General features: G+C 71.3%; 12 protein-coding genes and 1 pseudogene. 3 read left to right on the top strand and 10 right to left on the bottom strand.

Features of this window, described 5'->3' with window-relative positions:
- Nucleotides 1–102: 102 nt before the first annotated feature.
- The gene (locus ACFWGJ_RS19855; RefSeq protein WP_107014974.1) at nucleotides 103–306 is read right to left on the bottom strand and encodes a cold-shock protein; all 204 of its coding nucleotides are present in this window, start codon (nucleotides 304–306) and stop codon (nucleotides 103–105) included.
- Between the two features lie 339 nt (nucleotides 307–645).
- Here ACFWGJ_RS19855 and ACFWGJ_RS19850 point away from each other — a divergent pair, with 339 nt between their 5' ends.
- On the top strand, nucleotides 646–1,719 hold the full coding sequence (locus ACFWGJ_RS19850) for a dihydrodipicolinate reductase (protein WP_387326088.1): 1,074 nt from the start codon (nucleotides 646–648) through the stop codon (nucleotides 1,717–1,719).
- A 25-nt stretch (nucleotides 1,720–1,744) separates the two neighbouring features.
- On the top strand, nucleotides 1,745–2,224 hold the full coding sequence (locus tag ACFWGJ_RS19845) for a carboxymuconolactone decarboxylase family protein (RefSeq protein WP_387326085.1): 480 nt from the start codon (nucleotides 1,745–1,747) through the stop codon (nucleotides 2,222–2,224).
- 71 nt (nucleotides 2,225–2,295) lie between these two features.
- Here the strand turns inward: ACFWGJ_RS19845 and ACFWGJ_RS19840 are convergent, their stop codons facing one another.
- Together ACFWGJ_RS19840 and ACFWGJ_RS19835 are read right to left on the bottom strand one after the other, a co-directional pair.
- Nucleotides 2,296–3,939: a GMC oxidoreductase gene (locus ACFWGJ_RS19840; RefSeq protein ID WP_387326082.1), complete on the bottom strand. Its 1,644-nt coding sequence runs from the start codon at nucleotides 3,937–3,939 to the stop codon at nucleotides 2,296–2,298.
- A gap of 137 nt (nucleotides 3,940–4,076) precedes the next feature.
- Complete coding sequence (locus ACFWGJ_RS19835) at nucleotides 4,077–5,354, bottom strand: PucR family transcriptional regulator (RefSeq protein WP_387326120.1); 1,278 nt, start codon at nucleotides 5,352–5,354, stop codon at nucleotides 4,077–4,079.
- 160 nt (nucleotides 5,355–5,514) lie between these two features.
- On the opposite strand from ACFWGJ_RS19835, the gene ACFWGJ_RS19830 reads away from it, so the two are divergent.
- On the top strand, nucleotides 5,515–5,877 hold the full coding sequence (locus tag ACFWGJ_RS19830) for a hypothetical protein (protein WP_387326079.1): 363 nt from the start codon (nucleotides 5,515–5,517) through the stop codon (nucleotides 5,875–5,877).
- A 49-nt stretch (nucleotides 5,878–5,926) separates the two neighbouring features.
- Here the strand turns inward: ACFWGJ_RS19830 and ACFWGJ_RS19825 are convergent, their stop codons facing one another.
- The 7 genes and pseudogenes from ACFWGJ_RS19825 to ACFWGJ_RS19795 form a co-directional block, all read right to left on the bottom strand.
- The gene (locus ACFWGJ_RS19825; protein WP_387326076.1) at nucleotides 5,927–6,892 is read right to left on the bottom strand and encodes a YihY/virulence factor BrkB family protein; all 966 of its coding nucleotides are present in this window, start codon (nucleotides 6,890–6,892) and stop codon (nucleotides 5,927–5,929) included.
- 366 nt (nucleotides 6,893–7,258) lie between these two features.
- Nucleotides 7,259–8,314, bottom strand: a complete 1,056-nt coding sequence (locus ACFWGJ_RS19820) for a threonine aldolase family protein (protein WP_387326073.1) — start codon at nucleotides 8,312–8,314, stop codon at nucleotides 7,259–7,261.
- The gene (locus ACFWGJ_RS19815) at nucleotides 8,311–9,000 is read right to left on the bottom strand and encodes a TetR/AcrR family transcriptional regulator (RefSeq protein ID WP_387326070.1); all 690 of its coding nucleotides are present in this window, start codon (nucleotides 8,998–9,000) and stop codon (nucleotides 8,311–8,313) included. Before ACFWGJ_RS19815 ends, ACFWGJ_RS19820 begins: the two co-directional genes overlap by 4 nt.
- 163 nt (nucleotides 9,001–9,163) lie before the next feature.
- A complete protein-coding gene (locus ACFWGJ_RS19810) occupies nucleotides 9,164–9,613 on the bottom strand; it encodes a hypothetical protein (RefSeq protein WP_387326067.1) in 450 nt (149 codons plus the stop codon).
- 33 nt (nucleotides 9,614–9,646) lie between these two features.
- Complete coding sequence (locus ACFWGJ_RS19805) at nucleotides 9,647–10,102, bottom strand: SHOCT domain-containing protein (protein WP_107014984.1); 456 nt, start codon at nucleotides 10,100–10,102, stop codon at nucleotides 9,647–9,649.
- 146 nt (nucleotides 10,103–10,248) lie between these two features.
- Nucleotides 10,249–11,616 (bottom strand): hypothetical protein, encoded by a 1,368-nt coding sequence (locus ACFWGJ_RS19800; protein WP_387326064.1) that lies wholly within the window; start codon nucleotides 11,614–11,616, stop codon nucleotides 10,249–10,251.
- A gap of 246 nt (nucleotides 11,617–11,862) precedes the next feature.
- Nucleotides 11,863–12,516: pseudogene (locus ACFWGJ_RS19795) on the bottom strand (HdeD family acid-resistance protein); the annotation flags it as partial.
- Between the last annotated feature and the right edge of the window lie 135 nt (nucleotides 12,517–12,651).

The following is a 12,651-nucleotide window of genomic DNA, read 5'->3' as shown; positions in this document are numbered from 1 at the left end:
GCCGTCGGTGGGCCCGCGGGGTGTTCCCCCAGGCCTTTGAAAAAGCAACAAGCTGGGGCCCCACCGCTAAGTGGGACCCCAGCCGCTGTACGCGCTAGAGCATCAGGCAGGAACGATGTTCTCCGCCTGCGGGCCCTTCTGGCCCTGCGTGACGTCGAAGGTCACCTTCTGGCCTTCCTGGAGCTCGCGGAAGCCCTGGGTGGCGATGTTCGAGTAGTGGGCGAAGACGTCGGGGCCGCCGCCGTCCTGCTCGATGAAGCCGAAGCCCTTTTCCGAGTTGAACCACTTCACGGTTCCACTAGCCATGTCATATCCCTTTCGGGGCAGTACCCGGGGGCCCGCACTGTGTGGACCCCTGTGACGCCGCAATTGACCCCGTCCGGAATGGAACGCCGGAAATACAAAAGTGCCCGACGAATACGAATTCGCCTGCGGCACTTGAAGTGTGCGGGAACTACAACTGCAACTGGATCAAGACTATCACGGAGGGCCCACCAGGCAACGGCAAGGCCGCGCCCCCGGAAAACCGTTACCTACCGGCTTCGGGCCCTTCCGAAACCCTTGCGGGAGCGCTCCGCACGAAGCGGGTGGTGAGGTCCGTGCAGGACTATGGAAACTGACGACTCGTCAGGTTACGCTCCGCGCATGATTCCCACGGTGGTCTGGGGTACCGGCAATGTCGGCCGCGCCGCGATCCGTGCGGTCGAGGCGCATCCGGCGCTCGATCTCGCGGCCGTGCTCGTCCACAGCGCCGACAAGGTCGGGCGCGACGCGGGCGACCTCGGCGGTCTCGGCCGGGGCCTCGGTGTCGCGGCGACCGACGACATCGACGCCGTACTGGCCGGGGCCCCCCGGGCCGTCGTGTACGCGGCCTCGGGCGACATCCGGCCCGACGAGGCGCTGGCCGACATCGGCCGCGCGATCCGCGGCGGCGCCGTGGTCGTCACCCCGTCGCTCTATCCGCTCTACGACCAGCGCAACGCCCCGCCCGAGTTCCGTGACCCGGTGCTGGCGGCCGTCGCGGACGGCGGCGGGTCGCTGTTCGTCTCCGGCGTCGACCCCGGCTGGGGCAACGACGTCCTGCCCCTGCTGATGAGCGGTCTCGGCACGGTCGTCGACGGCATCCGCTGCCAGGAGATCTTCGACTACTCCACGTACGAGCAGGAGGAGTCGGTGCGGTTCCTGGTCGGGATGGGGCAGCCGATGGACTACGAGCCGCTGATGCTCGCCCCGTCGATCCCGACCATGGTGTGGGGCGGGCAGATACGGCTGATGGCCCGGGCGCTGGGTGTCGAGATCGACGAGATCCGCGAGACCCTGCAGCGCCGCCCGCTCGACACCACGGTGAGCACCCGGACGATGGGCGAGTTCGAGGCCGGCACCCAGGGCGCGGTGCGGTTCGAGGTGCAGGGGGTCGTCGAGGGCGAGCCCCGGATCGTGATCGAGCACGTCACCCGGATCCATCCGTCCTGCGCGCCGGACTGGCCGGTTCCGCCGAACGGCGACGGGGCCCACCGCGTGATCATCGAGGGCCGTCCGCGGATCGAGATCACCGTCGAGGCGACCGACGAGGGCGAGAACCGGTCCGCGGGCGGGAACGCCACGGCGGTCGGCCGGCTGGTGGGCGCGATCGAGTGGCTGGTGGCCGCGGAGCCCGGACTGTACGACGCGCTCGACGTCCCGCTGCGACCGGCGGTCGGACGGCTCGGCAGGAAGTGACACCGCGCAGGCGAAGGAGTCCCGGATGAACGTCGACATTCCCGAGGGCAGGAACGCGATCGAGTACGTCTGGGGCGAGATGGTCCCCGGCATCGGGCCCGCCGCCGCGGACTTCTCGCTGGCCGTCTACGCCCATACGACCCTGGGGCTGCGTGAGTTCGAGGCCGCGCGGCTGCGGATCGCGCAGATCAACGGCTGTCTCTTCTGCCTCGACTGGCGGACCGAGCGGGACGGGCTCAAGGTCGAGGAGGAGTTCGCCGACGCGGTGGCGAAGTGGCGTACGACCGACGCCTTCGACGAGCGCACCCGGCTGGCCGCCGAGTACGCGGAGCGGTACGCCCTGGACCATCACGGCCTCGACGAGGAGTTCTGGGACCGGATGACCGCGCACTACGGCCAGGCCGAGATCGTGGAGCTGACGATGAGTCTGGGGTCGTGGCTGGCGTTCGGGCGCCTCAACCGCGTCCTGGGGCTCGACGCCATGTGCGTACTGCCGGGGCACTGAGCCGGGGCGGCACGCCGGTCCGGGGCCGTCCGGCGAGGCCGGGCGGCCCCGGTGGCGTGTCCCGTCCGTCGCTACAGGTCGGCGGTGATGATCGTCTCGATGTTGCGTTCGGCGAGCGCCGTGATGGTGACGAACGGATTGACGCTGGTGTTGCCCGGGATGAGCGCGCCGTCGATGACGTACAGACCCGGATGTCCGTGCAGGCGGCCGTAGTTGTCCGTCGCCTTGTTGAGCACCGCGCCCCCGAGGGGGTGGTACGTGAGGTGGTCGCCCCAGATCTTGTAGGTCCCGAACAGGTCGGTCCGGTAGATCGTGCCCTCCTTGGCGTTGATCTTGTCGAAGATCGTCTTGGCCATGTCGATGGACGGCTGCTTCCAGGCGGTCTGCCAGTTGAGGTCGACGTTGCCCGTCCCCGCGTTGTACGAGAACTGGGCGCGGTTCGGGTTCTTGGTGATCGACAGATAGAAGGAGGCGTAGGTCTCGATGCCGATGGGCAGGGGGGCCACCTCGGCGAACGCGCCGCCCGCGGCCCAGTTGTCGATGCCGGAGCACGGGATGGACGACTGCACGGCGCCGGTGGGGTCCCACAGGTGGTTGGCGCGCCCGCACATCACGTTGCCGTTGTCGCCCCAGCCCTTGCCCACCTCGCTGTTGAGGCCGGGCAGGGCGCCGGTGGCCTTCAGCCGGACCAGGAGCTTGCTGGTGCCGACGCTGCCGGCCGCGAAGAACACCCGGTCCGCGGTGACGGTCTTGGTGGCCGTGGTGGTGCCGGTGGTGGTGAGCTGGTCGATGACGACCGTGTAGCCGCCGCCGGACGCCGGGGCGACCGAACGGACCTTGTGCAGGGGTGAGATGGCGACCCGTCCGGTCGCTTTCGCCTGCGCGAGATAGGTCTTCTGCAGGGACTTCTTGCCGTAGTTGTTGCCATAGAGGATCTCGCCCGCGAGCGCGGACTTCGGTACGGTCCCGGCGGCCTCCTGCTCCATGTAGTCCCAGTCGTACACGTCGGGCACGAAGACGAACGGGAAGCCCGAACGCTGCGCGTGCTTACGGCCGACCCGCGCGTACTGGTAGCAGTCGGCGGTCTCGAACCAGGTCGGGTCGACCGTGCCGACGCCGAGGCCCGCATTGGCGCGCGGGTAGTAGACGGAGTACATCTGCGCGGCGTCGACCGACGGCAGGACGGCGGCGAAGTTCTCCCGCTTCGGAGTGACCGCCATGCCGCCGTTGACCAGCGAACCGCCGCCGACGCCGCGGCCCTGGTAGACGATGATGCCGCCCATCTCCTCGGCGTCCAGGATGCCGGTGTAGCGGGGGACGTCCTTGTCGATGGGGAAGCCCAGGAAGTTGCTGAGCGGCTGCTTCGTCCTGGTCCGCAGCCAGTAGGACCGGTAGTCGGGGCTCGTCGTGTTGGCGAAGATCTTGCCGTCGGAGCCGGGGGTGTCCCAGGCCATGCCCATCTCGATCATGTGGACGTCGACGCCTGCCTGGGCCAGGCGCAGAGCGGCCACCGAGCCGCCGTAGCCGGTACCGATCACCAGGGCGGGCACGTGCGCCCCCGGTTCGATCACCGCCGCCGCGGCCGGGGCGGCGGCGTGCGCCGGGGTCAGCTGCCCGGCGAGTGCGGCCGAGCCAAGAAAAGAACCAGTTCCAGTGATGAATCTTCGCCGGGACACACCTCTCAGGCCCGTCCCACGTGGGGAATCGTCGTTCATGCGCGGCTCCTCACTCTCCATAGAGTGAAACGGGTTCTACTGGCACCCCCGTGAGAAGTCACGCCATACCCTGAGGTAACTTTCGAACGATCACATACGGGGCATCACGCATCGCGCGCCCCGTGCTTGACGGGGCGTCACGTCTCGCGCAGCAGCCGCCTGGCGGTCAGCGCGAGGCTGAACTCGACCATGTCCGCCGGGCGGGCGAGCGAGCGCCCGGTCAACTGCTCGCAGCGCTTGAGCCGGTTGAGGACGGTGTTGCGGTGGCAGTACAGCCGGGCACTCGCCCGCTGTGCCGAGCCGTCGCAGTCGAGCCACGCGGCCAGCGTGTCCAGCAGGATGTCGCGGTCGGACGGCTCCAGACGCAGCAGCGGCCCGAGGACCCGCTCGGCCAGCGCGCCGCCCAGCTCCGGGCACGACATCACGAGGGCGGCGGGCAACTGTTCGGTCAGCCGTACGGTGCCGCCGTCGTCCGCGCACATGCCGAGGGCCATGTCCGCCAGCCTGCGGGCGTCGCCCACCGCGGCGAGGCCCGCCACGACGGGTCCGATGCCGACCCTCGTCCCCGCGGGCGCGTTCAGCCCCACCGCCGGCTCGTCCTGACCGCCGTCCCCGTCGCCCACCAGGACGATGCAGTGGTCGACCTCCACCCCCGTGTGCCAGTACACGCGGGCCCCGGCCGGGACGACCGCGCCGGGCACGGAGGTGCGGCCCGCCTGACGTCCGCCCGCGACGGCGATCACGGCGTACCGGCCCTGTTCCGGCAGGTCCAGGGCCTCGGCCGTCTCGGCGACGTCCGCGATCCGGCTCGTACCGTCGAGGAGGGCGGCGGTCAGCAGGCGCACCCGGTGTTCCTGGCGCCAGGCGTGCTGGCGCTCGACCTTGCGGTACACGTCCGCCACGAGGGTGCAGTGCTCGTCGACGAAGTTCCATACGTCGGCCGCCACATGGACGAGCAGGCGGACGTCCTCGGGGGCGGTCCGTGAGGTCTCCTCGACCAGCGACTGCCAGATCAGGGAGCCGCCGAGCCGGAAGGCGTGCAGCAGCGCGTCCAGGGGCAGCCCCTGTTCGGCACGCGAGGCGCCGATCTTCCAGGAGCAGCGCAGTGCGGCGTCCCGGGCGCTGCGCGGATCGAGCAGGGAGCCGACGCTGTGCCGCAGCGAGCGGTGCACCTCCTGCCAGGTGCCCACGGGATCGCTCTCCAGGGTGCTGCGGTAGGCGGGTTCCCGTTCCCGCAGCGCGGCCACGAGCCGGTCGGTCAGCTCGGGGAGGTTGTTCAGGAGGACGCGGGCCGAGCGGTGCAGTACGCGCAGGGCGTCGGCGTCGATCAGCGAACGGACCTTCGGCGCGCGCGCCGGCGCGGTGGACGGCGGTCCGTGACCCAGCTCGGCTCGGGACCGTACGGCTTGCTGCATCGCGTTCTCCCGGGGCGTCGGCTCGGCTGCTCCGTAGAATGACATACCGTCCAGTCGGTCCCTAGGGTTCTGCGTCGTTCTTTTCCACAGGCTCGTCACAGGAGCCCGCGTGGCCCGGGGTTTCAGGGGCATCCGGAAGCCGAACGGGAGGAGATGTGTCATGCATCTGGCACGTGGAGGCGGCGCGGACCCGGAGGGCTGGCTCTGGGCCCTGGGCGCCCTCGCCCTGTACGCGCTGATCAGCTATGCGCTGGCTTACCGGGCGCGCGCCCGGCGCGGCTCCGGGCATCCGGCCCACGACGCCCTGCACGACCTCAAGGACCGGGAGGAGCCGCAGACGCCCGGGCAGCGTTTCGTGAGCCGCACGATCATGCTGTGCGGCGGGGTCGTGACCGGTCTGGTCGCCTTCGCCACCTCGGGCGTGGCGCGTGTGGTGGCGGTCGCGGTCACCGCGCTGGTGGCGGTCTCCGTATGGGCGTACTACGACCACCGGACCGAGAATCCGGCGGTTCGGCGGCGCTGACGTGGCGCCGGGCACCGCTGCCGCCGAGGGCCCGGCGTCGGCCCGCGGGTCAGGGGCCGGGGCCCGGGTCCGGTTCCACGGCGTCGGTGATGCCGGCGCGGGCGGCTTCGAGCTGGGCGGCGAAGGCGACTCCGAGGAAGAGCGCGACCGCGGTGAGGTTGGCCCACAGCAGCAGGGCGACGAACGCGGTGAGGGGACCGTAGACGGCACCGAACGATCCGCTCCTGGCGACGTACAGCGCCAGCAGCCAGGTGGCCGCCACCCACAGCACCAGATGGACGGCCGAGCCGAAGGCCAGCCAGGTGTAGCCGGGCTGGTCCCGGCGCGGCGCCCAGCGGAAGATCACCGCGGAGGCGACCCACACCAGCACCACGCCCAGGGGCACTTCGAGCGGTCCCCACCAGTCGAGGCTGTCCCGGGACCAGCCGAAGGCCTCCACCACCGACTCCCCCACCGCGTCACCGGCGACCAGGACGAGGAACCCCAGCACGAGGGGCATGCCCGCGGTGAGGGCGAGGAGCAGCGAGCGGCCGTACTTGACCAGGAACGGCCGGTCGCGCTCGATGCCGTATATCCGGTTGGCGCCCCGCTCGACCTGGCCCATCGCCGAGGCCAGGTTGAGCACGGCGAAGGCCAGGCCCAGCCACATCGCGAGGGCGCCCCAGATTCCGGATCCCGCGCTGCGGGCCGTCTTGTCCAGGGCCTCCTCGACCAGATCGGCGCTGGCACCGGGCACGATCCGGCCGAGGGTCAGCTCGATGATCCGGCCGATGCTCTCGGTGTGGACGGTCGTGGCGACCCCCACCAGGGCGATGGTGAACGGCACCATGCCGAGGACCACCTGGAAGGCGAGGGAGCGCGCGTTGGTGAAGCCGTCGGCGTAGCGGAAGCGGGAGAACGCGTCCACCAGGAGGCGCCGGCCTCCGTAGCGGCGCAGCGCGGTGAGTGCCTCGTCGCCGGAGAGTTCCTCCCCGATCATGTCCCGGGTCTGCGGGACGTGCACGGCGGTACCCATCGCGTCTGTCTCCTCAAGTCGTCCGTCCGGCGACCGGAGCCGAACGGCAGATGATCGCACACGTATCCGGCCACGTCCGGAACGGGCCGTGTCCCGGCCGGTTGCGTCATCATGGGGCCGACGCCGTCCGGGGCGCGGAACCCACCGGGCTCCAGCGCCCCCAGTACCCCCACCACAGCGGAGTCGCACCTGCATGGGAACCATCGACGTATCGCCCCGCGCCCGCTCGGAGCGGGTCTCGTGAGCGCGGCCCGCATTCCAGGGCTGATCCTGCCCGTCGCCTTCTTCGTGGCCTTCGTCGCCGCGGGTGTCTGGTACTGGCGTCACCGCGGCGACTGAGGCCGGGCCCCGGTCCCTGCCGCCGGGTCAGGCGGCGTACCGGCGGATGCTCGTGAGGAGGTCGTCGATGCTCTGCGGGGTCGTCGCGAAGGAGGTGACGAAGCGGACGACGCCGGGCGCCCAGCGGTCGTGGTAGAAGGCGTAGCCCTCGGCCAGCAGCCCCTCGATGACCTGCTGGGGCAGCCGGCAGAAGAGGATGTTGGCCTCGGCGGCACCGAGGAGGTCCACCTCCGGTATCGCCTTGACGCCGTCCTGGAGGCGGGCGGCCATGGCGTTGGCGTGGGTCGCGTTGCGCAGCCACAGACCGTCCGTCAGGTACGCGTCGAGCTGGGCGGCGTGGAAGCGCATCTTGGAGGCGAGCTGACCGGCCCGCTTGGCGCGGAAGCTCAGTTCAGGAGTGAGGGAGCGGTCGAAGACGACGATCGCCTCGGCGGTCATCGTGCCGTTCTTGGTGGCTCCGAAGGACAGCAGGTCGACACCGGCCCGCCAGGTCAGCTCGGCCGGGGTGGCGCCGAGGGCCGCGACGGCTCCGGCGAAGCGGGCGCCGTCCATGTGGAGGCGCAGGCCCGGCTCCTTGGTGATCGAGCCGAGGGTGCGCAGTTCGTCGAGGGAGTAGACGGAGCCGGTCTCGGTGGACTGCGTGAGGCTCACCACGGAGGGTTCGACGCTGTGCACGTCCCCGGCCTTGTTGCGGACGGCCGCGCGGAGTTCGGCCGCGTCGATCTTCGCGTCGTCGCCGCCGAGGGGGACGAGCTTGGCTCCCGCGGTGTAGAACTCCGGTGCCCCGCACTCGTCGTTGTTGATGTGGCTGTCGCGGTGGCACAGGACGCTGCCCCAGGGCGGGGTGAGCGCGGCCAGGCTCAGGGCGTTCGCGGCGGAGCCGGTGGAGACGATCAGGATGTCGACGTCGCGTTCGAAGATCTCGGAGAGCTTGCCGCGGACCCCGGCCGTGACGCTGTCGGAGCCGTAGGGCGAGGCCGGGCCCGCGGCGGCCCGGACCACCGCCTCGACTATCTCCGGGGAGGCGCCGGCGGCGTTGTCACTGCTGAACGTACGGGCGGCGGCGGTCGTGCTGGTGCTCATGCCGTGGGTCCTGACTTTCCGTTGGGTGGGGTGCTGGGGCGGGTCGCGCGCGCCGGGTCGGCGGCGGTGACGAGCTGGCGCAGGGCTCCGTAATAGACCTCGTGGTCGGTCAGGACGGGCAGGATCGCCGCCACGTCGCCGGTCAGCGCCGGGTAGTCCGCCGGGTCGAGGGAGGCCAGGGCGGTGCGGGTGAGCGCCTGGGTGGCCCTGGGATCGCGGTGGTCCACGAAACTCGCGCTGCCGAGGGTGAGCAGATAGATCCGCCGGTAGACGGTGATCGCCTCCCGGTGGGTCATCCCGGCCGCGAGGCTGTCGGCGAGCTGCGGCTCGACGAGGCGGGCCAGCAGGTGCGGGCCGAGCCAGGGGCGGGCGCCCCGCAGCGCGGCCAGGCCCGGGTGCGCCGACAGCAGGCGGTACAGGGCGGTGAACCGCGTCTCGGTGGCCTCGGCCCAGCCGGTGCCGGGCTCGATCTCGGGCAGCCGGGCGGCCAGGTGGTCGGTGCACAGGTCCAGCAGGCCGGCCAGATCGGTGCAGCGGCGCTGGAGGGAGGCGAGGGAGATGCCCAGCCGGGCGGCGAGCGCGCGGAAGGTCAGCGCGTCGGGGCCGGACTCGTCGACCAGGCGCAGCGCGGCCTCGGCGATCCGGTCGGGGGTCGCGCGGTCCAGGGACGGGGAGTTCCGTGGCATGCGTGTCAGTGTACGGTACGCCGTATCGCACGCGGGGCGCGGAGGTCACGCCCCACGCAGGTGACCCGGTCGCCTCCCCCCAGGGGCGACCGGGCCACGGCGTACAAGTGCGGTGCACCGCCCCGGCACGGGCCGGCGGTTGACCGCCCGTGCCGGGGTTCGTTCACAGGTTCCGCGGGGGCGTCGTGAACGATTCGTCGAAGTCCTCCTCCCGGACCACGCTCAGGGCCCAGATGATGAAGCCCGAGAAGGCGATCATCACGATCGACCAGACCGGGTAGTACGGCATCGAGAGGAAGTTGCCGATGATGATGAGCCCGCCGATGACCATGCCGGCGACCCTCGCCCAGGTCGACGCCTGGAAGAGTCCGATGCTGACGATCACGGCGACGGCGCCCAGGGCGAGGTGGATCCAGCCCCATGAGGTCAGGTCGAACTCGAAGATGTAGTTGGGTGTGTTGATGAAGAGGTCGTCCTCGGCGACCGCCATGATCCCCCGGAGTATGTCGAGCACACCCGCGATCATGAGCATGATGGCCGCGAAGATCGTCAGGCCTTCGGCCCAGTGCCGTTTGGCCGAGTGCTGCGTGTGGCCGGCGTGTGTCGCAGTCATACCGATGCCTCGTCTCAGTGTCGTGCGTTGCCGTCAGCGACCGGCCGCCGAATGCGTGGCGCCCGTCCGTCCCGAGGTGCCGGAGCCGCTCAGCACCAGCTCCTTCGCCCGGTGGAACTCCTCCTCGGTGATGTCACCGCGGGCCTTGATCTCGGACAGCCTGGCGAGTTCGTCGACGCTGCTCGGCCGGTCCGCGCCACGGGCGGTCTCCCGGACGTACGAGTCGAAGGCCTGCTGCTGCGCACGCGCCTGCGCCACCTCGCGGTGGCCCATGTTCTTGCCCCGCGCGATCACGTAGACGAAGACGCCGAGGAACGGCAGGAAAGCCACGAACACCAGCCAGCCGGCCTTGGCCCAGCCGCTCATGTCGTCGTCCCGGAAGATGTCGACGATGATCCGGAACAGCAGCACGAACCACATGATCCACAGGAAGAAGACCAGCATGGACCAGAAGACGCTCATGAGCGGATAGTCGTAGGCGAGGTACATGACTTTCCTCCGTCCTGGGCGTGTGCCCAGCCGTTTTCCACCATTTTCAGCGTGCCCGGGTCAAAGCGCCAACGGCCTCACCCGGAGCGGGTGAGAGGACCGCCGCGCACGGCTCGGGGCGGGGTCGCGGGGTGTACGGCCACGGTTCACGGGACGGCATGACCGGAGGCCGAGCCGTCCCCGGACGGGGTGGAGGCCGCGACGGCGACGAGCACCGCCACCGTCGCCAGTGCCACCAGGACCAGGACGAGGACGAGCGCCACGGAGCCGACCGTCGGGTGGTTCCACAGGACGAGGGCCAGGGCGCCCGCCCCGATGACGGTGCCGGTGACCCACGACCGGCGGGCGGCCAGCCCCCGTCCCACGGGACCGACGCGCATACCCGCCCGGCTCAGCCCCCGCCCCGCCGCACCGGCGCCACGGCGGACCCCGTTCCGCAGGCCGACGGCCACCCGCCCGGGTCCGTACAGATACGCGGCGAGTGCCGTGATCACGGCGACGACGAGCAGGGTGCGCGTGCTGTCGCGCAGGAAACGGACGAAGGTGTCGAAGACCGCCGCGGCGGCGTCCGGAGGCAGTGTGGCGACCGGGACCGTGTCCAGGTACACCCGGCGCACGGCCAGCAGTGCGATGAGCAGCGCCACCATCATCAGACCGATGCCGACCGCCGTGATCAGCAGCATCAGCCGGTGTCCGGGAGCGGTCCACACGGCCAGGGCAGCGAGGGCGATGGTGAGCACGGGCAGCCAGGTGCCGACGATGTTCAGCACCCGCATCGCGTCCTGCGCCCTGGCCAGCTCGGCGGTCCGGAACAGGGTCACGGTCCGGTCGCTGTCCGGGATGAGGGCGGCCCGCTCGAAGCCCTGGTCCACGAGGCGTTCACGCACCTGGTCCACCACGGCTCCGATGTCCAGCTCGACGGCGTCGTCCGTCGCGCGCAGCGCGCCCTTGCGTTCCCCGGTGAGCATGCGCAGCACGGCGGCGTGCGCCCGCCGGTTGGCTCCTTCCCACACCTGCTGGAAGAGGTCGCTCGTGACCACGCGTTCGACGTTGCGCCGCACGACGGTCCGTACCGCCGAGGTCAGCGGACCGTTGAGGGCCTCGGCGCCCGCCACCACGCGCGGTGGGGCGTCGGCGTCCGCGAGGACCTTCGTGAGCGAGGCCGTCACCGCCTCGACGTCCACCTGCTCCACCACGCGGGCGGTCAGCCGGTTGATGACGACCTTCTGCACGGCCGGGTCCGAGGCCAGGGGGGCGACGGTCTCCACGTACCGGTCGGTGTCGGAGACCGTGTCCTGCACCCACGCCGAGACGACCGCCAGGGGTGCGAGGAGGAGCGCCACCAGGAGGAGGACCGAGGCGCCCAGCCGGCGGGTCCGCCGGTGGCGCAGGGTCGCGGACCGGCGCAGCCGCTCGTACTCCGAGCGTTCCTCGGCGCTCAGGACACGACCGGTGTCCTCGGCTCCGCCGGAGGGGGACGGTACGGCGTTGCCGTCCGGGACGTCGGGGGCCATGGCTCCTCCTCGGAAGGGGTGCGCCCCGGCAGCGACGCGCTGCCGACGGGTGACGGAAGCTCCGGGCGGGTCAAGGGGCTGCGCCGGGTCGCGAGGGCTGGGACCGGCGCCGAAGAGGGCAGGGAGGTGTCAGTCGGTCCCGGCGGGTTTCGCGGGCGCTGCGGGGCTCGCGGGGTCCGTGTAGGCGGTGGGGCCCGCGGGCTCCGTGTAGGTCGTGGGTCCGGTGGGGTTCGCCGGCTCGGCCGCTCCGGACTGGGCGGGCGTGCTCGTGGCACGCTCCTTGCCGAAGGTGGCCCGCCAGGCGAAGGCGATCACCACCTCCACCAGTCCGAGCAGGACGAGCCACAGGCCGAGCAGCCGGGTCAGCGCCCGGGCCGACTCGGTCGGCAGCGCCAGCACCACGATCCCGGCGAGGATGCCGATCACGGCGGCGCCGAAGAGGAAGCCGCGGTGGGGCAGGCCCCTGGCGACGACGGCCGTGTAGAGGGTGAGGATGCCGGACACGAGCCAGACGACCCCGACGATCAGCGAGAGCGCGGCGATCGTCTGCAGCGGGTTCCGCAGGCAGAGCACCCCGGCGAGGACGTACAGCACCGCCAGGAGCAGTCCTGGCAGTCGTTCGCCGAGGTCGTCGCGGGCGAAGGACGCCACGAACCGGAAGCCCCCCGTCACCAGCAGGTAGAGCCCGATCAGGACCGCGAGGACGTGCAGCGTCTCGTCCGGCCAGACCAGCACGAGGATGCCCGGCACCAGGGTCGCCACCGCCGAACCGAGGATCCAGGTCCAGGAGTGCCCGAGCTTCGCCAGCACCTCCGCCGGATCGGCCGACGCTCCCTGGGCCGCCCCGTCGGAGCGGTGAGCCGGTCCGGAACGCGATGCCGGACCACGTGACACGGTCATGGCCTCTCCTCCTTGGCTCCTCCTCGCGCGGTCGGACAGCGCCGCGGACGGACCGCCGGCCGGGCGGTGCGCGGTGGATCGACCGTCAGCGTCGCGCCCTCCCGGTGGGGCGGGATCACCCCCGGCGGGTGATCC

Source organism: Streptomyces sp. NPDC060205 (assembly GCF_042728395.1).
Taxonomy (GTDB): Bacteria; Actinomycetota; Actinomycetes; order Streptomycetales; family Streptomycetaceae; genus Streptomyces.
Note: the sequence above shows the minus strand (reverse complement) of the source record. Positions and strands in the feature narration are given on the sequence as shown.